Origin of the sequence: Deinococcus misasensis DSM 22328 (assembly GCF_000745915.1) — a bacterium.
Lineage (GTDB): Bacteria > Deinococcota > Deinococci > Deinococcales > Deinococcaceae > Deinococcus_C > Deinococcus_C misasensis.
Genome location: NZ_JQKG01000019.1, coordinates 60,259 through 80,208 on the forward strand (window position 1 = coordinate 60,259; position 19,950 = coordinate 80,208).

Sequence of the window (19,950 nt, forward strand, 5' to 3'; positions counted from 1 at the left end):
TCAACCTCCCTGAATGGTGGCGTGCTTGACGGTGTGGGCAAACACCAGACGGGACAGCAAACCCAGACCGATCACCCACAGCACCAGTTCCAGCAAAACCGAAGGTCCCTGAGCCAGAGGGGTCAGGCCACTCAGAAATGAAGCAGGCACATAAACCACCTTGCTGAAAGGCGTCCAGTTGGCCACCGTTCTGAGCCACTCGGGCATGAGGGTGAGGGGAATCAGGGCACCACTCAAAAAAGAGGCCACCCCTTCTTTCAGCACGGTCAGGCCCCACGATTCGGTGGTCAGAAAGACGATGCAGGCGATCATGTACTCGAAGAAAAACACAATCACCATTCCCAGCACCAGAGACACCAGAAAATACAGGTAGGCCAGCGGTTCAGAGGGCAGTTGCAAGTGGAAAAATATCAGAGCAATCATCCAGAGCTGCCAGCGCATCACCAGATCGGTGGTCCAGCGGTTCAGGGCCTGCGCCAGATTCTGCAACTGAAAATCCACAGGCCGCAGCAGTTCAATGGCCAGTTCCCCACGGTTGAGAAGCTGCCCGAACCTCTGGATGATCCCCGAGTTGGTCAGTCCAGAGAGCATCCGGGCCAGCATGATGTAATTGAGGGTCTGCTGCATGTTTTGACCGTTGATGCTCGTCTGGTTCTCGTAGACAGCGCTCCAGAAATACACCATCACCAAGAGGCCTACGGTTTGCACAAACAGGCTGGCCCAGAACCACGCACTGTAAGCCATGCGCACTTTGGCTTGCGTTATGCCCACCGCAGCATAAACCGAAATGCGGTTCAGAACGGCATTCATCCGGTCACCTTTTCTCTGGACAGCGCCCCCTGATAAATCTGCGAGATGATCGAGGTGAGGTCCGGTTCCTGCAACTGAAAATCCTGCACCTCCAGTTGTTGCATCACAGAGGCAGCCACCTGACTGGCGCTCGCCTCAGAGCGGTTGAATTTCAGCACCAGTTTTTGCCCCTCGCCAGAGATGATTTCTGCCCCTCTGGGCACCACCAGTCTGGAGGTGTTCAGCTTTTCAGCGGTTTCAAAAGTGATGGTGCGGTGTGTACCAAAGTGGTTTTTGATGGTGGAGAGCTGCCCGTCATAAATGATCTGTCCGTTGTCGATGATGATGATCCTCTGGCACAACTCCTCAATGTCTCCAAGGTCGTGGGTGGTGAGCAGCACACTCACATCCCGTTCCTGACTCTGGCGTTTGATGAAGTCCCGAATCCTTTGTTTGGCCATGATGTCAAGGCCAATGGTCGGTTCATCCAGATACACAATCTTGGGCTCGTGGATGAGTGTAGCAGCCAGTTCTGCCCGCATTTTCTGACCCAGAGACATGGTTCGTACCGGTTTGGACAGCAGTTCATCCAGTTCAAGGGTCTGGGAAAACTCCTCCAGCAAAGCCTGATACCTTGCTTGTGGAACGTCATACATCCGGGTGATCAGTCGCAAAGACTCCACCAGAGCAAGGTCCCACCAGAGTTGCGTCCGTTGCCCGAACACCACCCCAATGTCTCTGGCATTGGCCACCCGGTTTTTGAATGGATCCCGGCCCAGAATCCTGACCTGTCCACCACTGGGGGCCAAAATACCGGTCAGGATTTTGATGGTGGTGCTTTTGCCTGCACCATTCACCCCGATGTAACCGACCACCTCTCCTTTGCCCACCTGAAAACTCAGGTCATTGACGGCGGTTTTGTACTGGTACTCGGGTTTGAACAGCCCTTTGATGGATCCCCTTAAACCAGCCTCTTTTTTGTGAATGGCGAATATTTTTCTCAGGTTTTGAACATCAATCGGAAGTGGTTCCATTTGAACAATTGTAGGATGGGTGACCATGTTTTAAGCCATAAAACATAGGTGGAAGGGCCGGAAGGCTTATTGGAAGTTTACAGTCCACAGTAGACAGTTCACAGCGAGATCTGGTTTTGCCTTCTGCTCTGGGCTCTCGGCCCTCGGCAACAGACCATCCTGTCAGCTTCCAGTGTGAACCTGTGATTTCTTCAAACGCTCCAGAGCTTCTTTCAATCGGGCCACATCCTCAAAAATGTGGTCTTCTTTGATTTTCCCCCACCCAATCCGCAGCACCTGCAATCCTTGATTCTGGTACAGGGTTCCGTCTGGCAAAGGGGCTTGCACGGTGAAAAAGGTGTTGACCAGTGTGTTCCAGGGCCATCCACTGACCACCACACGCTGCACCTCGAAATGGACCTCTGGAAAAACCTGCTGAAACCGTTCAAACCACGCCCGAATGGAGGAGGGTCCTTTGAAATCTCCTCCCAGAGCATGTTCTCCTGCAAATGAAAAGTGGGCATCTGGCGCGAACAAAGCCATCACTTTGTTCAGATCGGCGTTTTTACCAAGGCTGAGGGTCTGGAAAGCAGAGCGCACAATGGATCGGACAATGGCATGATACATGACTTATCCTATATGAGATGTTGCAAAATGGGCAAGCAAACAAAAATCCTCTCCCTGACAGGGAGAGGATGGCAAGCGGAGCGAGCCAGGAGAGGGTTTACACCGTTTCTTCGTTGCGGATGGGGTGGGCGCTGATCACTTTGTCGCCGTCCCCGATGCGCATGACCTTCACGCCTTGAGAGTTGCGACCAAAGACGCTGATCTCTTCCACGCGGGTGCGAATCACGATGCCGTTTTCGCTGAGCACCATCAGTTCTTCATCGCCAGAGACGCAGGTGAGGGTGACCAAGGCTCCGGTTTTGTCGGTGACTTTCAGGGTGATGACACCCTGACCGCCCCGGTTTTGCAGGGGGTAGTCGCTGACGGGAGTGCGCTTGGCCAGACCCAGTTCGCTGACGGCCAGAAGCTCCTGTTCCTCGCCGGAAACCAGAGCCATGCTGACCACCTGATCGTCTTCGCGCAAGCGGATGCCGATCACACCCTGTGTGGCACGGCCAGTGTCACGAACGTCGTTTTCGGTGAAGCGGATGCTCTGGCCTTCTTTCGTGGCCAGCACAATGTTGCTGCCTTCACGGACCACGCCGACCTCAACGAGGTTGTCTCCGTCCATCAGGTTGATGGCGATCAGACCGGCAGCGTTGATGTTGCCGTACTCGCGGATGGCGGTTTTCTTGATCATGCCCTTGGAGGTGGCAAACACAAAGTAACCGTCTTGCTCAAAGTCTTTGATGGACAGCACACTCTGGACGTTTTCGCCGTCTTTGAGGGGCATGATGTTGCGGGTGTGCACCCCTTTGGCGTCCCGTCCGGTTTCAGGAAGGTCGTAGATCTTCTCGCGGAACACCCGTCCCTGATCGGTGAAGAACAGCAGGTAATCGTGGGTGGAGCCCACAAAGATCTGGGTGTTCACATCTTCTTCGCGGAGTTTGCCTCCGCTCAGACCACGGCCACCACGGGCTTGAGCGCGGTAGGCTTCCAGAGTGGTGCGCTTGATGTAGCCAGCCTTGGTCATGGTGATGACCATGTCCTCAACGGCAATCAGGTCTTCTTTGGAGATGTCATCGTCCAGCACGGTGATCTGGCTGCGACGGTCATCGCCGAAGCGGTCACGGATGTCTTTGAGTTCCTGTTTGATGACCTTCCAGAGCAGCTCTTCGTTGCCCAGAATGGCTTGCAAGCGGGAAATTTCCTGCATCAGTTCGTCGTACTCGGCTTGCAGGCGGGCACGCTCCAAGCCCACCAGGCGCTGCAAACGCATGTCCAGAATGGCCTGTGCCTGAGGTTCTGACAGGCCGAATCGGGTCATGAGGCCGTCTTTGGCTTCTGCTCCGGTCTGGCTTCCGCGAATCAGTTTGATCACTTCATCGAGGTGGTCCAGAGCAACCAGAAGGCCTTCCAGAATGTGGGCTCTGGCTTGCGCTTTTTCCAGTTCGTACTGGGTGCGGCGGGTGACCACTTCGCGGCGGTGGTTCAGGAACAGTTGCATGGTGTCTTTGAGGGGGAGCACCTTGGGTTCCTTGTTCACAATCGCCAGATTGATCACCGTGAAGGTGGTCTGAAGCTGGGTGTACTTGTAAAGCTGGTTGAGGACCAACTCTGGGATGGTGCCACGCTTCAGGTCAATCACGATGCGCACGGGTTCACGGCGGTCGGATTCATCGCGCAGGGCGGAGATGTCTGGAATTTTGCCCTGACGGTACATGGCAGAAATGGTGGACACCAGGTTGGATTTGTTCACCTGATAGGGAATCTCGGTGATGATGATGCTGTTGCGTCCGTTTTTCTCTTCGAAACGCACTTTGCCACGCACACGCAGGGAAGCGTGTCCACTGGCGTAGGCTTCCCGGATGCCATTGCGTCCAATGCGACCTCCGGTGGGGAAGTCAGGACCGGGGATGATCTTCATCAGGTCATCCAGGGTCATCTCGGGGTTGTCGATCAGTTCCAGCAGGCCATTGCAGATTTCCGTCAGGTTGTGGGGCGGAATGTTGGTGGCCATGCCCACCGCAATCCCAGTTGCCCCGTTGATCAGCAGGTTGGGAACAGCAGAGGGAAGAACAATGGGTTCTTCGGTGGTTTCGTCGTAGTTGGGGCGGTAGTCGATGGTGTTCTTTTCGAGGTCCTGCAGCACTTCCTCAGCAATTTTGGTGAGGCGGGCTTCGGTGTAACGCATGGCGGCTGGAGGGTCACCGTCCAGAGAGCCGAAGTTGCCCTGTCCCTGAATCAGGGGATAGCGCAGGTTCCAGTTCTGGGCCAGACGCACCATGGCATCGTAAATGGCACTGTCGCCGTGTGGGTGGTATTTCCCCATCACTTCACCGACCACCCCTGCACTCTTGGAGGGTTTGTGGTTGCTGGTGAGGCCCATCTGAATCATGGCGTAAAGAATGCGCCGCTGTACGGGTTTCAGGCCGTCGCGCACGTCGGGGAGCGCACGGTCCACGATCACGGACATGGCATAGTTGATGAAGTTGCTCTTGACTTCTTTGGTGATATCAATGGGTTGGACTTGAGACACCCTGGGACCCTTTCTGGGAAATGAACGGCATGCAAGCCAGAGCCTGCAGCAGAAATTTCCGCACACAAACAGGAGTCAGCAAAACCGCGGACTTCGGGCAAATTCACGGAGTCCGCAGCCACTCCAAATGTCTTCAAATTATACCACACATCTGAATGATTTACGCAAAAAACATAAGCGTACAGGCCACGCCTCTGGAAGGGATGTTCCTGCACCAGTGACCCAGAGAGGTCCATATCAGACAGATTTCTGATGGGTCAGGGCTGGGCATTGTTGCTGAATTTGTGACAGCCCCAAAGTCTGCTTTATTACGCTTAAAACAGAATCAAGCCTGAAGAGTTTGTTGCAGTTTCAGGGCCAGAGCCTCCCATTCCCTTTCCTGACTGCGGTACGTGTGAGAAGCTTTGCGCACAGATTTGAGCAGGGCTTCCAACTGCTTGCGTGCCTCCTCTTTTTCTCCCTGTGAGACCAGAAATTCAGCGTACCTGTAGCGGGCCTCCTCGCCAGAGGACACTTCAATGGCTTGGAGGTGGTGTTGTCTGGCAGACACCATGTCACCCAGTTTCTCAAGCGTCAGGGCCATCAGGATCCGACCTTTGCCTTTCAATTCATGGGGAGCCTGAGGCAGCAGTTTGGCAAGGATGTCGCGGGCCTCCTCGGGTTTGCCATTCAAAAATTTGATCTGGGCCACCTCATATTGAAACAGGGGATCATCACGGAAAATGCCAGTCAGCAAAGGTTCCAGTGTGGTTTCAGCTTCCTGCATGCGTCCAGCCTTCAGGTAAGCCTGTGCAAGCGCACGGCGGTTCTCTGGGGTGTTGATCTCTTCCAGAGCCTCCTGACGCTCTTTGATGCGGGCATCGTTGCTCTTGAAGCTGTCCAGAACCGGTTTGAAGTTGACTCTGGTGCGACGCGCTTCAGGCAGGATTTCCAGAATCAGGTACAGGATCACACTGATGACCGGCACAAACAGCAGCATGAACAACCACCAGATCTGCCTTCTGGTGACCAGAGCATGCACAATAAACGCAATCTGCAAAATCGAAATCAGCGGCCAGAGGTTGCCCAGCAAACCATAAAACCATTCCATATGTTTTCATGTTAATCACTGCACATGAGATTTGAACGCTCTGTTCTGTGCAACAGTGACCCCCAAAACGATTTTCAAAATGATGGTCAAAATGATGGTGGTTCTCTCAATTGAAACTTCGTTCTGCAACAGGCACATGGTTGAGGAGCATTTCCAGCCGTTCTTCCAGCGTGTTGGCTTCCAGCATGTGTTGCGCTTCAAGGCTGGGCAATTTCAGGTTGGAAATCATGAAAGACGCCAGAGCCAGCGGATCATGAGGGGCATTCTGGTGCATCAATTCCACCAGTTCTGGAGCCACTGCACGCAAAAAACCACCCCATGCCAGAGAGGCCAGCAGACGCACACTTTCTTCGTTGGAAGGCAGCAGAGGTTTGGGATGCACTTTTGCTGTCAGGTAGGTGTGACTGACCGGGTCAAAGGATTCGATTTCAAAGCGTTCCCCTCCGGTGATCACAATGGATGCTGAACCGTCGGGATGCTGCTCCACCTCCGAAAGATGGGCCAGTGTTCCCACACGGCTGATGCGCTGCTCTGGATGGTAAGAGTTGACCTCGGTTTTGATGCGCACAATGCCAAAAGGCTCCTTGTGCTTCTGAACACGCTTGAGGAGGTCTCGATACCTCGGCTCAAAGACATACAGCGGCACCACCATGCCAGGCAACAATACAAAATTGGGTAAAGGGAACAGCCCGAGCTGCATATGTCTACAAGCTAAACAAGAAGAGAGAGAAAGACTTTATTGCCTGCTACAGAACCGGTCACACGTCTAACTTTTAAACCGATTTCAGAGCACAGACTGAGGGTTTTTCTGGATCAGACCCTTGCGTTTGATTTTTTTCATGGCCTGCACGGTGGGTGCGCCCCACGCCTGAAGCTGCTCCATGCCCACGCCCAACTGCCAGAGGGTGAGGGTGTCCTCCATGTCCAGCACCTGCTGTCCCAGCAGGTCGGGCCTGCGTTTCAGGGTGCGTTCCAGAGCCTGATCGCGCCTCCAACGCAGGAGCTTGGCATGGTTTCCAGAGCGCAACACTTCAGGGACCGTCTGACCCTTCCATTCTTCAGGACGGGTGTACTCGGGGTAATCCAGTAGACCACTGGAAAAAGAGTCCTGCTGGTGGGATTCCTGATCGCCAATCACGCCCGGCACCAGACGGCCAATGGCTTCCATCAGGCAGGCAGCGGCAGCCTCTCCGCCCATCATCACGAAGTCGCCCAAAGAGATTTCGCGGGTCACCAGAGGTTCCACTCTGGCATCGAAACCTTCATATCTGCCACAAAGCACCACCAGATGTTCTTTCTGGGCAAGCTCCTCGGCCATTTTCTGGTTGAAAGGCTGACCGGCAGGGGTGAGCATGATCACCTCACTGGCTGAACCCAGAGCCTGCAGGCAACGGTCCACGACATCCACGCGGATCACCATGCCTGCACCGCCACCATAAGGGGTGTCATCCACCTTGTTGTGTTTGTTCTGGGCAAATTCCCGCAAGTTCACCACATCGAAATGCAATAAACCCTTCTCCTGCGCCTTCCCGAGGATCGCTTCACGGGTGAACGGCAAGACCAGCTCTGGAAACAGGGTCACCACACTAAATTTCAAGGAGACCCTCCGGGGCGTCCAGCACGATGCACTCTTTGGGGCGCACCTCCACGTAAGGGGCCTGCAGGGGAACCAGATACTTCTTGAGGCCCTTGCGCACCTCGAGGGTGTCCTGATGCCCGTGGTCATGCACATCAATGACCTTGCCCAGATCCTCGCCCTGAGGGGAACGCACAGGCAGACCGATCAGGTCGTGGTAATAGTAAACCCCTTCTTCCAGAGGGGGGAGGTCTTCGTCGAAGGCATACACCTGCTTGCCTTTCAGACGCTCAGCGAGGGAACGGCTGGAAATGCCCACCAGTTCCACCACCATGCCCACTTCGTAGACTTCCAGTTTCTTGATTTTCAGGGTACCAACACCCTCGATCTGCAGACGGGTCAGGTTCAGGTAGCGCGCCGTGTCTCCAAGGGTGTACAACTTGATGGCCCCTTGGATTCCAAAAGCGTCCTGAACTGTGGCAATGCGGGTCACTTCCATGCGTTATGGATTATACATGCTTCAGGACAGGTCAGGCCCAGGTTTTTTCTGAGACTTCTGCAGGCATCTGGTAAAAATTCAAGTGAAAATCAATGGCTTCCAGATGACGGCTGGCCACCTTTTGAAATCCGTAATTCTCATAGTACTTGCACAGTCCTGAATGTCTTGCAGAAGCATCCAGACGCAACAGCGATTTTCCTCTGCGGGCCGCTTCTTCTCTGGCAAAGTCCAGCATCTCCCGCCCGAGGCGTTGACCTGCCCGGGTGCGACTGACGGCCAGTTTGTGGACATACAGGGCACTTCCAGCTTCCAACCCATCCCACAAGGCATCCTCATTTTGCAAGATCATGCCTGCCACCGGTTGACCCTTCAAAAAAGCCAGATGGCATTCCTCCAGACGGCAACTTTGAAGCAGTGCCTCAGGCGTGACCTGCTCTGGGGTCCAGAGGGGCATTTGCTGGTTTTGCAGCCACAGTACGGCCTCCAACAAAACCCTTGAATAGATTTCCAGTTCATGCTGTTCAATGGGTCGAATGGTCAAAGACATGCCTGATTGTAGGGGTCCAGCCTTTAAGCCCCTCAGAATTGCATAAACGAACATGCATCAAAAAAGAGCCTGCGTGGGCAGGCTCTGGAACATCAAGTTTCAAGCTTTGTCGTTTTCCAGCAACTCCAGAATGATTTTCAGGGGTTTCAGGGTGTCCAGATAGGCGTAACGGCCTCCGGTGTACTCGCCTTTTTGCAACAAAGGCATGCCGTTTCGCTCCAGCAAAGCGACTTTTTCTTTCATCCCTTCAATCACAAATGCAATGTGATGCACCCCTTCACCGTTCTGGTCCAGAGACTCCCTCCAGGTGCTCGGGTTGTGGTCTGGTTCGATCAGTTCCAGTTGCAAAGAGCCCATGTCAAAGAAAGCCAGTTTGGCCCGGGCCTCTGAAGGTTGCCCACGGTACTCGGTCTGGGCTTTGTCGATGGGGTCGGTCCAGAACCATGCAGGTTTCTCGATGCCAAAAAAATCGGCATACGTCTGGGACACCGTTTCGATGTTATGCACAAGAAGACCAATCTGGGTGATCACGTGGTTGCCAAGCAAGTTGCGGTCCATGGGTGCTCCTTACAATCAAAGGGGAGGGCGGCAGGTTTGGGCTTCCTCTGGAGTTTAAGTGAAAGGCCCTTTCAAGATTGCTGCCTGCATAGATTGTTTTCCATCTGTGTGACGTGCCTTCTGGCGTGCATCGCCACAAAATAAAGGTACTCGTAGACATTCAGTCTACCGAGACCATTCACCGTCATGGTGGTGGTGTACAAGAGGCCTTCTCCGCCAGAGAGGTCATGCAGGTGCTGCAAGCAACGGTCCACCTGTGAACGAATGGTTTTTCTGACCTCTGTCAAATCGGCTGTGCCAGAAGGGATCATGTGTTCCGGTCTAATCCAGACAAAAGCTCCGTGCTGGCCGACATCCTGCAATTTTTCCATATCAAATTTGGGTGCTTGAAGCAAATCCTCCAGATCCAGTTGCTGGAGGTTCTTTTTGGCTTTGACCGCAGCTTTGTCAATCAGCATCAAAAGGTAATGGTTGGTGAGGGCGATGTGTTCCAGCACTTCTGCTGAACTCCAACCTTCAGTGGGTTGGAAAGACAACACCTTTTCAGGCTGCTCAAACCACAGGTCCACAGCTTGAAACGTGTCTTCGAGAGCGGTTTTGACGTGCAAGAACATTTCTGAAAAATCCATGCATTGACTGTAGGCATGACCTGCACCGTTGACATGCTTCATCTGGCCTAACTGCTCTGGCTTGCAACAAAAAATCCCCTTTGAATCAAGGGGATTTGCACTTCCAGAGTGGAAAAGGGTTATTTTTTGGTGCTCAGGTCCACCTGAACCCGGTTGCGGTTGGTGTTCAGGCCACGGGCGATGGTGCGGATGGCCTGAATGACCCGTCCGTTCTTGCCAATGATGCGGCCTTCTTCGCCGTCATGAACGTGAATGTAGTAGGTGGTCTCTGGACCGCGTTTGGTTTTCACGACCACGCTCTCGGGGTGGTCGACAACGCTTTGCGCAAGGTATTTCACGACTTCTGCCAGGTCTCGCATGATATGCAAATTCTATCAGGAAAAGGGGAGGTGCTGTGCAGGTGCAGAAGGCAGAAAGCAAAAGGCAGAAGGCAAAAGGCAAAAAACCACCAACAGGTTTTTGATCCCTGAAGGATGTGGGAAAATCCGGTATGGGGCTTGTGCTGTTACAACTTGCTGTTTTTCTGGAACCACCATTCCAGTGCAGACCAAAGCCTTCTGCTTTCTGCCTTCTGCAACAAAAGAGAAGACCCGAGCATGCTCGGGTCTTCTCTTTTGTTTTCGATTACTGGTTGTAAACGCCGGAAGCTTTCAGCAGGCGCTTGGCGGTCAGGGTGGGTTGAGCACCCTTCTTGAGCCACTCGCGGGCGCTTTCCACGTTCACGACGAGGTAGTTCTCGCTGGTTTTGCGGGGGTCGTAGTGACCCAGGTTGTCAATGTAACCACCATCACGGGGGCGACGTGCGTCGGCGACGACGATGCGGTAGTGGGGGTTGTGTTTGGAACCGTAGCGAGACAAGCGAATTTTAACCATGTTCTTTTCCTCTTTTGGATGGGTGGTGAGGGTTGGGCTTTTTGTAGCGCATGTCCCAGCAGCCAACTTTGACAAACGCAGCACGTTCAAGTCTAGCAAACAGATCGGGCTCTGGCAATAGGAATTTGCAGGGTTTCAGAGGCAGTGACAGCTCTGGGACCCTTGTTCAGAATCCGGGCGAGATGTATGAAGGTTTGCCCGAGCCGTTTTGCACCGCCACCCAGAAATCAAAGGTGTTGGGGTCGCTGACCGGGCTTCCTCCGGTGTAGCCGATCAGTTGGCCTCTGGACACCCTTTGGTCTGCACGGACCGTTGGGCTTTGCAGGCCGCTGTAAATGGTGTATAGGGTGCCTGCATCGTTGTGGGCAATCATGATCAGGGTCCCGAGGTTGGGGTTCACCGTGATGCTGATGACGCGCCCCTCTGCGGCAGCGACCACAGGGGAATTGGCCTGACCTCCAGCAATGCTGGTGGACAGCTGCCCATTCCGACCATACGGAACCACAATCCGTCCGCCTTTGAGGGGGAAGGTGAGGGCTCCAACGCTGGTGGGGAGGGGAGCATTGTTCTTGGCACTGACAGCGGCTTGCTGCTTGAGCTGGGTTTCTCGGGCTTGAATGGCTGCCTGTTCTTTTTTGATGCGGTCCTGTTCGGCTTTGATGCGGGCCAGTTTTTGCTGCTGGGCGAGTCGGGCTTTTTGTTCGGCCAGACGGCGTTGTTCGGCTTCACGCCTGAGCCGTTCTTCTTCAGCACGCCTGCGACGCTCGGCCTCAATGCGGGCACGCTCATTCAGGATGCTGTTGAAGATGTTGGCGATGTCCTGCTGGGTTTGCACCGCTGCCTCACTGGTCTGGTAGACCAGAGCTTGCTGTCCAGCTTTGGTCTGTTTGAGGGCACGGATCGCCTGTTGCTGTTTGGCTTTTTCGGCCTTCACAGCGTCCAGTTTTTTGATCAGGTCGGCTTGCAGGGTGTTCAATTCTGCAGACAGTTTGGCAAGCTGGGCTTTCTGGTCGGCCAGTTGTTTTTTGGTTTTCTTGAGGTCTTCAATGACCGAGAGGTCCTGTTTGCTGAGGATGTCCAGGTAATGCCTGCGGATCAGAACATCGTAAAAATTCTTCTCCTGACCCAGCAGCTCAATGTACAGGTTGCTTTTTTCCCGGTACAGGGTGACCATCATGGTTTGAACCTGTGTGGTCAGGCGGGCGTTCCTTGCATCGGTGACTTCAAGCTGGCTGTCGAGGTTGGCAATCTGGGCTTTCTTGAAGTCGATGTCTTTTTCCACACTCTGGCGTTCTTTTTCCAGTTTTTGCAGTCTGGAATTCACATCACCGAGGGTGCCCAGAGCGGTCTGTTCCTGAATGCTCAGGGCTTGCAAGCCCAGTTTCAGGTCATCCAGACGGCGTTGTTGTTGTTCGCGGATGATGCGGGCCTGCCGGAGTTTTTCTTCCAGGTTCTGCAACTGCTGGTTGCTCTGGGCAAATGCGCCCGAGACCAGCAGCAACGTCAGCAGCAGGGTCTTTTTCATCATTCCATTTCCCTGAGGTAGTGGTTGGAGGCGAACCAGCTTCCAGCGGCCCCAATGCCCAGTCCGAACAGGAACAGTCCAGCCAGAGACTGCAGCACCCGCACGGGTTCAGTCACAAGGGCCAGAAAGGGCACGGTGTTTTGCAGGTTGTCCACGAGGCTCACGTAACTGGGCACCAGAATGATGCAGGCCACTGCACTGGAGAGCAAGCCCAGCAGCACCCCTTCAATCAGGTAAGGGGCACGAATGAAACGGCGGGTGGCCCCCAGAAGGCGCATCACATTGATTTCTTCACGTCTGGCGTACATCGCCACACGCACGGCGTTCAGGATGTTGAAGAAGGAACTGAGGATCAGCACGGCCACCAGAGCCCATCCGCCGGTGCGCAGGGTGCGGATCAGGTTGATGCTCTGGTCGATGGTGCCCTGACCGTATTCCACGGATTCCACACCTGGAAAGGTTTTGATCGCTTCTGCCACCCGTTTGGTGTCCTGAGGGTCTTTGAGCTTCAGTCGCAGGGTGTCTGGAAGGGGGTTTTCAACCAAACCTTCTGCTTCTTTGAATGAAGGGTAAAGCTCGTTCATTTCCTGCATGGCCTGATCTTTGGTGACCAGTTTGGCTTCTTTGATCAGGGCGCCGTACTGGGTCTGGATGGACAGGGCCACCGAATCCAGAGTGGAACCGGTCTGGATGAACACCCCGATTTCCACTTCGGATTCCAGTTTCAGCAGGTTGCGCTCCAGGTTCATGGTGAGCAGAATCACCGCTCCAAGCACCGCCAGAGTGATGGTCATGGTGCTCAGGGTGGCAAAAGTCGCGGTCAGGGTGCCCCGAACCGCAATCCACATCTGTTTCAGGTGGTACATCACAGGGCATACCCCCCGTAAGGATCGTCACGCACGATTTTGCCTTTGCGCAAGGTGATGGTGCGGTGGCGGAAGTTCTCAACCAGTTCTTTGGCGTGGGTGGCCACCACCACAGTTGCCCCACGCACACAGATTTGCTGCAGCAGTTTCATGATTTCCACGCTGATTTCAGGGTCAAGGTTTCCTGTGGGCTCATCGGCGAGAATGATCGGTGGGCTGGTCACGATGGCTCTGGCAATCGCGGCACGTTGCTGCTCGCCCAGAGAAAGTTGCATGGGCAAAGCGCTGCGTTTGTGTTCCATGCTGACCATTTTCAGGGCATTGGTGATGCGCCCGTGCCAGTCTTTCTGGGGAACGTTGGTGACCCGCAGGGCCAGAGCGATGTTGTCTTCCACACTGAAATGGGGGAGAAGCATGTTGTCCTGAAAGATCATGCCGATCCGCCTTCTGTGAATGGAGGCTTTGCCCCCCCTGTATTTGGACAGGGGTTCATCGTTGATGAGGACCTGCCCTCTGGTGGGGCTGATGCGTTTCAGGATCAGGTTCATGACGCTGCTTTTGCCTGCACCGCTGCGACCAATCAGGTAAACGAATTCACCTTTGCGGATGTGCAGGTTCACATCATCAAGGGCGAGGGTGCGGGTGACCGGATATTCAAGGCTGACGTGGTTGAGTTGGATCATGTGGACCTTTTGAAGGGCCTGTCCTGTGTGGAAAACAGGCCACTGAAGCAAGAAGATGGGTGAAGCGCAACTGCGTTTTGTGCCAGAACAGACATTCATAGTAAGCATACTGGAAACCTGTTCTCTGGGACGTGAGAGCCCATGAAGATGTTCAGAAAACGCAACAACGTTTCAAGGTTACACCTTCAAAAGGTGGCAGGTGAGGAGGGACTGCATGAACATGCATCCTTTTTGGGAAGGATGCACAGATGGCACCGCTACAATTTGGACCTCATCCCTGCTTCAAACATCTGCGAAACCACACTTGTTTTTCATTGGACTGGGGTAAACTTTTGAGCATGAAACCCAATGGCAAAATTGCTCTGGTTCTGCTGGGAGTGACCTCCACGCTGGCCATCGGCTACGCACAGCTCCGGTCTTACCAGAGCAGCACCCAGACAGGTGGTTCTGCTCAGGAGCAGACCTTCCGCGAAATCTACAACGCCATCAAGAGCGAGTACCTGACCCCTGTCGAAGAGCGCAAACTCTGGGAAGGGGCCATCTCTGGCATGATTGGTGCACTCAATGACCAGTTCACCTACTACACCCCCCCAGAGGACAACCAGTTTGACCAGCAAGAACTGGAAGGCAAGTTCTTTGGCATCGGGGCCACCCTGACCCCCACCAACTCGGATGGCACAGGTGCTTCCATCACTGAACTGATGCTCGGGATGCCTGCACAGCAAGCCGGTTTGCAGGTCGGAGACAAAATCGTCAAGGTGGATGGGGAAGACGTCAGCAAACTGACCCTCAACAATGTGGTGCGCAAAATCCGTGGTGCAGAGAACACCAAAGTCAAATTGCTGATCCAGCGTGGCACTGCAGAATTGACTTTCGAAATCACCCGCAAGCAGATCACCGATTACGCCATCTACACCGAAATTCTGCCCGGCAATGTGGGGTACCTGCAGGTCCGCACGTTCTACAACCGCCAGATTTTCGATCAGATGGATCAGGCCGTCAAATCCATGAACGACAAAAAAGTCTCCAAACTGATTCTGGATTTGCGTGACAACGGTGGTGGCTTGTTGTGTGGTGGCATTTATGTGGCAGATGCTTTCCTGAGCAAAGGCAACATTGTGTCCCTCAAAGACCGCACAGGCAAAGAAACCGTGCCGGGCAATGCCTTTGACAGCACCTGCTATGGGGTTGCCAAAGCTGCCAAGACCGATTTCACAGGCAAGATGGTGGTGCTGGTCAACCGCAACAGCGCTTCTGCTTCTGAAATCGTGGCTGGAGCCTTGCAAGACAATGGCCGTGCACAGGTGATCGGTGAGAAAACCTTCGGTAAAGGTGTGGCTCAGGATGTGATCAGTGACCTGCCAGACGGAGGCAAGCTGTCTCTGGTGTCCAATGAATGGCTGACCCCCAAAGGCACCAGCATCCACAAGAAAGGCATCACTCCGGATGTGGCTGTCGAAGACAACCGTTTCCCCAAAGTGGTGACCCTTGAAGGCACAGGTGCAGCCCCCGGCGAAAAAATCAAAATGACCATCGGTGGCAAAGAGCTGGAATTGACCGCAGACAAAGACGGCAAATTCACCTACACCCAGGTTGGAGAGCGCAAGCAGCCCAACACTGCAAATGGCAGCCGTCTGGACCTCACTGGTGACTCCATTCTCAAGAAAGCTCTGGAAGTCCTCAAGTAATTTTCAAGGATGTCTTTTGGAGGAGGGAATCCCCTCCTCTTTTTTGGTTTTGCTGCAAGCACAGCTTTGATTCAAAATGTCAAGGTCTGGATATGTTACTCTATGGGTAGTACACTGTAAGCCATGAATGCTGCCATCCATTTGCAGGCCCTTGGCCTGACCGAATACGAATCCAAAGCCTATACCGCACTTCTGGCCCTTGGACGCGCCGCTCCAGCCCGCATCGCCAGACAAGCCCAGATTCCCCGACCCAAAATCTATGAAACCCTTGAACGCCTTGAAGCCAGGGGCCTCGCCACCCGCGTTCAGCAAAACCCGCTGGAGTACAGCCCCCTGAGTGCCAGAGAGTTCATGGACCGTTCCAGACGTTCTTTCAATGAACGCATCGAAAACCTTGATCGTTCACTGGCCCGCCTTGCCCCCGATCCTGCTCCAGAGGCCGTTTACCCTCTGATTGGCGAAATTGCCATCAAATCTCTGGCCGAAAACCTTGTGGAGAACGCCAAAAAGAGCGTGCACTTGGCAGGCAGCGAGCCATTGCTGGACGCTCTGGAAAACCAGACCTCCAGAGGGGTTCAGGTGGTGCGTGCAGAAGTTTCAGAGTTGCCCAGCATCGCCAGGAGCGGACAGCGGGCTTTTCTGGTGGCCCGTGACGGAGAAGCCGCCATTGTGGCCCACTTTGGCGGAGACCGCGAACCCCACGGCGTGCACACCCACAACCCTGTGATTGTGAAACTGGTCGAAGGGTACATTGCTCTGGCGGTTGAGACCAAGAAGTAAGCAGAGGCCGAGGGCAAAAAAGTCCAAGACAGAGCCGAGAGCCGAGGGCCGAGAGCCGAGGGCACATAGAGCCAAGGCAGAAAGCAAAAGGCAGAAGGCAAAAAAAGCTTTTGCTAAAGCAATGAGGGCGAGGCACGCCTTCTTGTGCAAAACGAAGGACCGCAATTTGGTCCCTCTGCACGCTCGCCCTTACAGCCCCTTGACGATTTTCTAGAGGTACAGCACGATGCTCTCGGCTCTCGGCTCTCGGCTCTCGGCTCTCGGCTCTCGGCTCTCGGCTCTGTCTTGGCCCCACTACGCGCTCACGTGGCGGCACGTTTCGCGCTGGGCCGCTCGGCTCTCGGCAAGGCCGCCCAATCCCTCCGCAGCATCCATGGGACGTTGCACCTGCATGCGGGGTGTAAACTGTACTCTGCTATGCACCGAGACGAACTTGTCCAATGGCTGAACACTTACCTGCGCATCTCTGACTACAAAGATGTCAGCAACAATGGCCTTCAGATCGAAGGCAAAGACGAAGTGACCCGAGTGGCTGTGGCCGTCGATGCTTCCTTGAGAACCATCGAAGAGGCTGTGGATTCTGGCGCAGACATCCTGATCACCCACCACGGTCTGTTCTGGGGCAAACCCCAGATGGTCACCGGTCCCATGAAGAAACGCATCCAGAAAGCCTTGGAAGGGGACCTCAGCATCTATGCCATGCACATCCCTCTGGATGCACACCCCGAGGTGGGCAACAATGTGATGCTGGCCCGAGCCCTCAACCTGCGTGAGCTGCAACCCTTTGGGGATTGGGCTGGCAAAAGCATCGGATTCTGGGGAGAACTGCCTTTCGAGTTGGAATTGCAGGACTTTTCCGATCGCATCCAGAAAACCACTGGCGAAATCTGTCTGGTTCACGGTGGAGGGGCAGGCATTGTCAAAAAAGTGGGTGTGATCTCGGGGGCTGCTTCAGACAGCATTCCTCTGGCTGCTGCGATGGGGCTGGACACCTTTGTGACCGGAGAACCCAAACACCAGCATTTCCACGATGCTTTTGAGTACGGCGTGAACGTGATTTATGCAGGCCATTACGAAACCGAAACCTTCGGGGTGCGTGCTCTGGCGGCCAAACTGGAAGACACTTTCAACCTCCCATGGCAGTTCATTCACCTGCCCACAGGCCTCTGAAGCATGTTCATCACCTTTGAAGGCCCCGAGGGGGGAGGCAAAAGCACCCAGATCAAGTTGCTCTCGGAGGTGCTGCAAACCCTCGGGCACCAGATCACCCAGACCCGGGAGCCCGGCGGAACGGTCACCGGGAACAAAATCCGTCAGATTGTGCTGGAAGATGTGGAACTGCACATTGAACCCCTCACGGAGTTTCTGCTTTACAGTGCCAGCCGTGCCCAACTGGTTCGGGAAGTCATCCGGCCAGCCCTGCAAGAAGGCCATGTGGTGCTCTGTGACCGCTATTTTGATTCCAGTCTGGCCTACCAGGGGTTTGGCAGGGGGCTCGATCTGCGTTTCTTGCAGGATGTGACATGGGAAGCCACAGGAGGCCTCAGGCCCCATCTGACCTTCTTGTTGGACCTGCAACCCCGCATCGGGCTGGAAAGGGCTGCATCCAGAGGTCAGTTTGACCGTCTGGAGCAAGCAGACCTCCAATTCCACGAGCGGGTCCGTGAAGGGTTCCTCAACCTCGCTGCTGCCGAACCCGAGCGTTTTTACGTCATCGATGCCACCCGCTCTGCTGAGGCCATCCATCAGGAAATTGTGCAGGTGGTCAAAAGCACCCTGATCTTCAAACATTAAAAGCGTCTGTCAGACTCTGGCAGGGAAGATCGGGTTACATTGAAAGAAGCCAAGACGGCAGACAGGATCTCCTGTCTGCTGCCTGTTTCCGAGGATCCTGTGGACCACAAAAACATCACCAAAGAAGTTCGCAAAGCCTACCGCAAATACGATGAGCACGCCCGGGACTGGATTGAAGGCTACACCGCTCAGGGTGGGCGCATTTACTGTCAGGCCGGTTGTTTCAAGTGCTGTGACATGCCCATCCGCATCAGTTGGGCAGAAGCCCTCACCATTTCAGAAAGCCTTTCAGAGGAGCAGTTTCTGAAAGTTCAGCGCCATGCCCACAAGGTGTGGATCAATGCCCAGAAAAGCCGAAACTCCGACGAGTATGCCGAAAACCACCGCAAGTTCGTGGGATTCTGTCCGTTGTTGGACAAGAAAAGTGGGGGATGCACCCTGTATGGGGACCGCCCAATCCGTTGTCGGGACACCTACTCAGGCTTGCCTGCCCAGTTTTGTGGTGCTGGTGCTCTGGAAAAACTGACCCCACAGGAGCACAAAAACTACCAGCGCACCGTTCGCTCAGGAGAGGTCTTTGATGGTTACTCCCATTACATTGCCCCTCTGGAAGACCTCTCTTTGCCGGCATGGAAAAGGTTCAGCCTGATCATGAAACGGGAAATGGGTCTGGAGGTCTGGGGCGACTTCTGGTATCTGGTCACCATGACCCGCAATCCGGAGTTTGTGCAGGCACTCACGCTGAAAAACCGCAAGAAGGTGCTGCAAGAGTTGCAAAAACTCGGGCTTTACCACGAAGAAATTGTGCAGTTGGATTGACCCCTTTTGGGGTCAAGGCTGTTTGATGTGCACTTCAAATGCCCTGTTTTGCAGAAGGTCAAAGTACAGCACCACATGACGGTCCTGCACCAGAGCTTTGACTTCCTGAGCAAGACGCATCCCTGTTTCCACAAAAGCGGTTTTTGCTTCAGGACTTGGAAAATCAGATCGGGCTGGATCGTCCTGATTGAGGATGGCGTCAAATTCTTCTGACCACTGAATCAGGGCCTCACACAAGTGGGCAGGGAAGCCCAGTTCCTCTGGGTGGAGGTTGTCATACATTCCGTTTTCAGAGCGCCACAGGGGCCAGCAAAAATAATCTGGCATGATTTTCAAGGTGGATGAATGGGAGGGATTCAAGAGGACTCCTGCATCTGCATGAAGATGTTTTCATTGTAGCCAGAAAGCCTTTCTTGCAGTCCACAATCCAGCAAAAAGGGCGGTCCTTGGGCCGCCCTTTTGATCAAGAGAGAGAATCTCAGTTATTTGGTGCAGGTCTGACCGTTGAGGGTGAAGCTGGCAGGCACAGAAGCACTGCCGGTGTAATCAATGTTGAAGCCCACTTGCACGGTCTGCCCGGGATTGATGGTGCTGTTCCAGCTCAACGGTTTGATGCTCACACCCTGACCACTCTGGGTGATGGTGGCATTCCAGAAGTCCCGGATTTTCTCGGTGCCCGAGAAGTTGAACGCCAGGGTCCAGTTGTTCACGGCAGTGGTCCCGGTGTTGGAGATGTCCAGGTTGATGGTCGCTCCGGTGCCCCAGTCGTTCTGCTTGGTGTACACCACCTTACAGGTTCCTGTCACCACCGCTTGCACCGTGAAATTCCGGTTGATCCCCGTCACCGCTCCTTTGGTGTCCACGGCAACCACCCGTGCCACATGGCTTCCAGAGGACACCCCGGTGGCAGTGTAACTGTAAGGTGCAGTGGTGTCAGAAAGCTTGAGCACCCCATCGATGTAGAAGTCCACCCGCGCCACCCCATCGCTGTCCGTGGCTGTCGCAGCCATGTTGATGCTTGCTCCTGCAGCAAAACTCTGGCCTTCGGTGGGGCTCGTGACACTCAGGGTGGGGGG

At 54.4% G+C, this 19,950-nt stretch carries 23 protein-coding genes; 5 read left to right on the plus strand and 18 right to left on the minus strand.

Annotated elements, in window-relative coordinates:
• The 16 genes from Q371_RS13720 to ftsE all read right to left on the minus strand — a co-directional run bounded on the left by Q371_RS13720 (position 1) and on the right by ftsE (position 13,793).
• The gene (locus Q371_RS13720) at positions 1-810 is read right to left on the minus strand and encodes an ABC transporter permease (RefSeq protein WP_034341534.1); all 810 of its coding nucleotides are present in this window, start codon (positions 808-810) and stop codon (positions 1-3) included.
• Entirely contained in the window at positions 807-1,823 is a 1,017-nt protein-coding gene (locus Q371_RS13725) for an ABC transporter ATP-binding protein (RefSeq protein WP_034341535.1), read from the minus strand. Before Q371_RS13725 ends, Q371_RS13720 begins: the two co-directional genes overlap by 4 nt.
• 162 nt (positions 1,824-1,985) lie before the next feature.
• Positions 1,986-2,429, minus strand: coding sequence for a nuclear transport factor 2 family protein (locus Q371_RS13730; RefSeq protein ID WP_051964350.1), 444 nt, complete (start codon positions 2,427-2,429; stop codon positions 1,986-1,988).
• Positions 2,430-2,526: 97 nt separating this feature from the next.
• Positions 2,527-4,947 carry a DNA gyrase subunit A gene (gyrA, locus tag Q371_RS13735; protein WP_034341536.1) on the minus strand — a complete coding sequence of 807 codons (2,421 nt, stop codon included), beginning with the start codon at positions 4,945-4,947 and terminating at the stop codon, positions 2,527-2,529.
• 325 nt (positions 4,948-5,272) lie between these two features.
• Entirely contained in the window at positions 5,273-6,037 is a 765-nt protein-coding gene (locus Q371_RS25785; protein WP_051964354.1) for a tetratricopeptide repeat protein, read from the minus strand.
• A gap of 106 nt (positions 6,038-6,143) precedes the next feature.
• The gene (locus tag Q371_RS13745) at positions 6,144-6,737 is read right to left on the minus strand and encodes an LON peptidase substrate-binding domain-containing protein (protein WP_034341539.1); all 594 of its coding nucleotides are present in this window, start codon (positions 6,735-6,737) and stop codon (positions 6,144-6,146) included.
• 84 nt (positions 6,738-6,821) lie between these two features.
• Positions 6,822-7,634, minus strand: a complete 813-nt coding sequence (gene trmD / locus Q371_RS13750; protein ID WP_034341540.1) for a tRNA (guanosine(37)-N1)-methyltransferase TrmD — start codon at positions 7,632-7,634, stop codon at positions 6,822-6,824.
• On the minus strand, positions 7,624-8,112 hold the full coding sequence (gene rimM / locus Q371_RS27895) for a ribosome maturation factor RimM (RefSeq protein WP_034341542.1): 489 nt from the start codon (positions 8,110-8,112) through the stop codon (positions 7,624-7,626). Before rimM ends, trmD begins: the two co-directional genes overlap by 11 nt.
• 31 nt (positions 8,113-8,143) lie before the next feature.
• On the minus strand, positions 8,144-8,659 hold the full coding sequence (locus Q371_RS13760) for a GNAT family N-acetyltransferase (RefSeq protein WP_051964355.1): 516 nt from the start codon (positions 8,657-8,659) through the stop codon (positions 8,144-8,146).
• 99 nt (positions 8,660-8,758) lie between these two features.
• Positions 8,759-9,217 (minus strand): VOC family protein, encoded by a 459-nt coding sequence (locus Q371_RS13765; protein ID WP_034341548.1) that lies wholly within the window; start codon positions 9,215-9,217, stop codon positions 8,759-8,761.
• 71 nt (positions 9,218-9,288) lie between these two features.
• Positions 9,289-9,846: a DinB family protein gene (locus Q371_RS13770; protein WP_169743852.1), complete on the minus strand. Its 558-nt coding sequence runs from the start codon at positions 9,844-9,846 to the stop codon at positions 9,289-9,291.
• A gap of 119 nt (positions 9,847-9,965) precedes the next feature.
• Positions 9,966-10,205: a KH domain-containing protein gene (locus Q371_RS13775; protein ID WP_034341550.1), complete on the minus strand. Its 240-nt coding sequence runs from the start codon at positions 10,203-10,205 to the stop codon at positions 9,966-9,968.
• Between the two features lie 265 nt (positions 10,206-10,470).
• Entirely contained in the window at positions 10,471-10,719 is a 249-nt protein-coding gene (gene rpsP / locus Q371_RS13780; RefSeq protein WP_034341553.1) for a 30S ribosomal protein S16, read from the minus strand.
• Between the two features lie 166 nt (positions 10,720-10,885).
• Positions 10,886-12,247, minus strand: coding sequence for a murein hydrolase activator EnvC family protein (locus Q371_RS25790; protein WP_051964370.1), 1,362 nt, complete (start codon positions 12,245-12,247; stop codon positions 10,886-10,888).
• Positions 12,244-13,110, minus strand: coding sequence for a permease-like cell division protein FtsX (locus tag Q371_RS13790; protein ID WP_245618340.1), 867 nt, complete (start codon positions 13,108-13,110; stop codon positions 12,244-12,246). Before Q371_RS13790 ends, Q371_RS25790 begins: the two co-directional genes overlap by 4 nt.
• Positions 13,110-13,793, minus strand: coding sequence for a cell division ATP-binding protein FtsE (ftsE, locus tag Q371_RS13795; RefSeq protein WP_034341556.1), 684 nt, complete (start codon positions 13,791-13,793; stop codon positions 13,110-13,112). Before ftsE ends, Q371_RS13790 begins: the two co-directional genes overlap by 1 nt.
• 338 nt (positions 13,794-14,131) lie before the next feature.
• On the opposite strand from ftsE, the gene Q371_RS13805 reads away from it, so the two are divergent.
• The 5 genes from Q371_RS13805 (at position 14,132) to Q371_RS13825 (ending at position 18,874) form a co-directional block, all read left to right on the plus strand.
• A complete protein-coding gene (locus tag Q371_RS13805; protein WP_034341558.1) occupies positions 14,132-15,481 on the plus strand; it encodes a S41 family peptidase in 1,350 nt (449 codons plus the stop codon).
• 123 nt (positions 15,482-15,604) lie between these two features.
• Positions 15,605-16,261 carry a TrmB family transcriptional regulator gene (locus tag Q371_RS13810; protein WP_034341560.1) on the plus strand — a complete coding sequence of 219 codons (657 nt, stop codon included), beginning with the start codon at positions 15,605-15,607 and terminating at the stop codon, positions 16,259-16,261.
• Positions 16,262-16,678: 417 nt separating this feature from the next.
• Positions 16,679-17,431: a Nif3-like dinuclear metal center hexameric protein gene (locus tag Q371_RS13815; protein WP_051964372.1), complete on the plus strand. Its 753-nt coding sequence runs from the start codon at positions 16,679-16,681 to the stop codon at positions 17,429-17,431.
• 3 nt (positions 17,432-17,434) lie between these two features.
• On the plus strand, positions 17,435-18,055 hold the full coding sequence (gene tmk / locus Q371_RS13820) for a dTMP kinase (RefSeq protein ID WP_034341562.1): 621 nt from the start codon (positions 17,435-17,437) through the stop codon (positions 18,053-18,055).
• A 99-nt stretch (positions 18,056-18,154) separates the two neighbouring features.
• On the plus strand, positions 18,155-18,874 hold the full coding sequence (locus tag Q371_RS13825) for a YkgJ family cysteine cluster protein (RefSeq protein WP_034341605.1): 720 nt from the start codon (positions 18,155-18,157) through the stop codon (positions 18,872-18,874).
• 12 nt (positions 18,875-18,886) lie between these two features.
• On the opposite strand, the gene Q371_RS13830 is transcribed toward Q371_RS13825, so the two are convergent.
• Entirely contained in the window at positions 18,887-19,201 is a 315-nt protein-coding gene (locus Q371_RS13830) for a hypothetical protein (RefSeq protein ID WP_157442704.1), read from the minus strand.
• Positions 19,202-19,356: 155 nt separating this feature from the next.
• On the minus strand, positions 19,357-19,950 hold a 594-nt coding region (locus tag Q371_RS13835), incomplete at its 5' end, for a cellulose binding domain-containing protein (RefSeq protein ID WP_034341566.1).

What these genes read in the sequence shown, in the direction of transcription:
- Q371_RS13720 (WP_034341534.1), bottom strand. Translation starts at nt 810, where the DNA reads ATGAATGCCGTTCTGAACCGCATTTCGGTTTATGCTGCGGTGGGCATA.
- Q371_RS13725 (WP_034341535.1), bottom strand. Translation starts at nt 1,823, where the DNA reads ATGGAACCACTTCCGATTGATGTTCAAAACCTGAGAAAAATATTCGCC.
- Q371_RS13730 (WP_051964350.1), bottom strand. Translation starts at nt 2,429, where the DNA reads ATGTATCATGCCATTGTCCGATCCATTGTGCGCTCTGCTTTCCAGACC.
- Q371_RS25785 (WP_051964354.1), bottom strand. Translation starts at nt 6,037, where the DNA reads ATGGAATGGTTTTATGGTTTGCTGGGCAACCTCTGGCCGCTGATTTCG.
- Q371_RS13745 (WP_034341539.1), bottom strand. Translation starts at nt 6,737, where the DNA reads ATGCAGCTCGGGCTGTTCCCTTTACCCAATTTTGTATTGTTGCCTGGC.
- rimM (WP_034341542.1), bottom strand. Translation starts at nt 8,112, where the DNA reads ATGGAAGTGACCCGCATTGCCACAGTTCAGGACGCTTTTGGAATCCAA.
- Q371_RS13760 (WP_051964355.1), bottom strand. Translation starts at nt 8,659, where the DNA reads ATGTCTTTGACCATTCGACCCATTGAACAGCATGAACTGGAAATCTAT.
- Q371_RS13765 (WP_034341548.1), bottom strand. Translation starts at nt 9,217, where the DNA reads ATGGACCGCAACTTGCTTGGCAACCACGTGATCACCCAGATTGGTCTT.
- Q371_RS13770 (WP_169743852.1), bottom strand. Translation starts at nt 9,846, where the DNA reads ATGGATTTTTCAGAAATGTTCTTGCACGTCAAAACCGCTCTCGAAGAC.
- Q371_RS13775 (WP_034341550.1), bottom strand. Translation starts at nt 10,205, where the DNA reads ATGCGAGACCTGGCAGAAGTCGTGAAATACCTTGCGCAAAGCGTTGTC.
- rpsP (WP_034341553.1), bottom strand. Translation starts at nt 10,719, where the DNA reads ATGGTTAAAATTCGCTTGTCTCGCTACGGTTCCAAACACAACCCCCAC.
- Q371_RS25790 (WP_051964370.1), bottom strand. Translation starts at nt 12,247, where the DNA reads ATGATGAAAAAGACCCTGCTGCTGACGTTGCTGCTGGTCTCGGGCGCA.
- Q371_RS13790 (WP_245618340.1), bottom strand. Translation starts at nt 13,110, where the DNA reads ATGTACCACCTGAAACAGATGTGGATTGCGGTTCGGGGCACCCTGACC.
- ftsE (WP_034341556.1), bottom strand. Translation starts at nt 13,793, where the DNA reads ATGATCCAACTCAACCACGTCAGCCTTGAATATCCGGTCACCCGCACC.
- Q371_RS13805 (WP_034341558.1), top strand. Translation starts at nt 14,132, where the DNA reads ATGAAACCCAATGGCAAAATTGCTCTGGTTCTGCTGGGAGTGACCTCC.
- Q371_RS13810 (WP_034341560.1), top strand. Translation starts at nt 15,605, where the DNA reads ATGAATGCTGCCATCCATTTGCAGGCCCTTGGCCTGACCGAATACGAA.
- Q371_RS13815 (WP_051964372.1), top strand. Translation starts at nt 16,679, where the DNA reads ATGCACCGAGACGAACTTGTCCAATGGCTGAACACTTACCTGCGCATC.
- tmk (WP_034341562.1), top strand. Translation starts at nt 17,435, where the DNA reads ATGTTCATCACCTTTGAAGGCCCCGAGGGGGGAGGCAAAAGCACCCAG.
- Q371_RS13830 (WP_157442704.1), bottom strand. Translation starts at nt 19,201, where the DNA reads ATGCCAGATTATTTTTGCTGGCCCCTGTGGCGCTCTGAAAACGGAATG.